This window comes from Alkalispirochaeta alkalica DSM 8900 (genome assembly GCF_000373545.1).
GTDB lineage: Bacteria > Spirochaetota > Spirochaetia > DSM-27196 > Alkalispirochaetaceae > Alkalispirochaeta > Alkalispirochaeta alkalica.
The window spans coordinates 1-1944 of sequence record NZ_KB891718.1; the positions used below are offsets into that span (position 1 = coordinate 1).

The window sequence follows — 1944 nt, forward strand, 5'->3', positions numbered from 1 at the left end:
ACACGGGTTTCCCCGGGATTGCACGAGCCATTGCAAGACTTCGAGGGGTTGCCTACCCTACCACCGTTCAGCAAACAGATCGCGAGCGCCTGCAACATGCGCTCGCGACCGGTGGCTTTCCGCTTTGGACTCATTCAGTATCGAATTCGGTTACTGTTTTGATAAACAGCTGCGGATCCTCGATGTTCAGAGCATGCCCGACATGCTCGATTACCCGGCTCTCACCGTTCAGGGCCTTGGCGGTGCGCTCACAGTCATCGATTGAAACAACAGGATCAAAGGCCCCCACAACGGCCAGGGTTGGAACGCGGTTGGTTCTGGCCTTATCGGTATAATCAAACCGGGCCAGTGCCTTGGCGTTGCCCACAAACGATTCGGTGTTCATGAGCAGCCCTTCCTTGGTAAAACNCGCCGCCAGTTTCAGATCAGCACTGCGGGTGCCCATAATCTTGGCGACAGCCTGTTTGAGCAGACTGTAGTTGTTTTTGGTGGCCTCGATAATCGGGTAGAACTCTTCACTGACCTTCACCCCGTCAACCGGACTGGAGTCCAGCAACAGCATGCGATTTACCTTCTGGGGGTAACGCAAGGCCAGACTGATGGCTACTGCACCACCCAATGAGTGGCCAACCACATATACGGANTCCAGTCCCAGCTTGTCAATAAAGGCCGCCACGCTATCAGCATAGGTATCGATATCACTACCGCTGACCCGGTCCGAACGGCCGAAGTTGACCAGGTCCGGTGCCACCGTCCTGTAGCCCGGCACATCCATTACCTCGCGGTACCAGATATGGCTGGCGAAATTGCCGTGCAAGTACAGCAGTGTCTTGCCCTCACCCTTCTCAACATAGTGAATGCAGGTGTCTGGTGCCACTTCAACATATTTGCCAAAGGTCGGCTTGAGGCGGTAGAAAAAGCGCAAAACCTTGATGTAGGGTTTTTGCAGCCTGGTTACCCAGAGGATAAACAGCTCGAAGGCGATTCCCTTCGGCAGCAACAGCACGAACAAGATCAATAGTATACCGTTGATCAGTGACAGTGAGCCGCCCGGNGCATCCGACAGCAGCAGTGGCAAGCCCATAATGATGAGGGAACCGATCAGAGCGCCTTCCAGCATGGTGGCGCCACCAATAATAATGATCAGCAGCAGGTTAATCGCCGCCATCAGACCAAAGGTTTCCGGGAAAACCAGCCCCTGGGTCATGGCATACATCGAACCGGCAACCGAACAGAAAATTGCACTGAGAATAAAGACCAGCAGCTTGTTTTTGGTNAAATCGGTTCCGTAACTGCGCGCTGCCACTTCGCTGTCGCGAATCATACGAAACTTGATGCCATAGGGTGATTTGATAATAATCAGACCAACCGTATACAAGACCAGGAATACCGCCAGCACCGTCAGAAAGACCCAGATATCAGCCAGACGACTCATGCCAAACAGCTGCGGGATATTATAGATGCCGCGCGCACTACCCAGCCATTCGGTAGCCCGAATAGCCTGCTCGACACCAACCCCGAAGGCAATCGTGGCGATCGCTAGATAGTAGCCTTTCAGGCGCAAGGCCGGTAATCCGATCAGGAGGGCAAAGAAGACCGAGATCAGCATCCCGACCAGCACACCCAGCACCAGCATGCCAGGCGATCCCCCCAGATTGGTGGTGATCATGGCCGTAGCGTATCCGCCGATTGCCACGAAAGCCGCATGACCAAGTGAAAGCTGNCCGCCAAAACCAATCAGCAACACCATCCCCATNCCGGCAATCGCCCAGATCAGGATGTAGGAAAAGTTGGCCAACACATACATCTGCCCGCTGATAACAACTCCCAGCACAGCCACAACCAGGATAGTCAGTCCATATCCAAATATTCGCTTCATACTGACGTTCACGCTTTCCGCCTCTTCTTGGTACCGAAAATACCCTCCGGCTTAAACACAAGGAC

Annotated in this window: 1 protein-coding gene; it reads right to left on the bottom strand. The window is 53.9% G+C overall.

The window, feature by feature from the left end:
* Positions 1–130 precede the first annotated feature (130 nt).
* A complete protein-coding gene (locus B071_RS0109820; RefSeq protein WP_157703127.1) occupies positions 131–1879 on the bottom strand; it encodes an alpha/beta fold hydrolase in 1749 nt (582 codons plus the stop codon).
* Positions 1880–1944 lie beyond the last annotated feature (65 nt).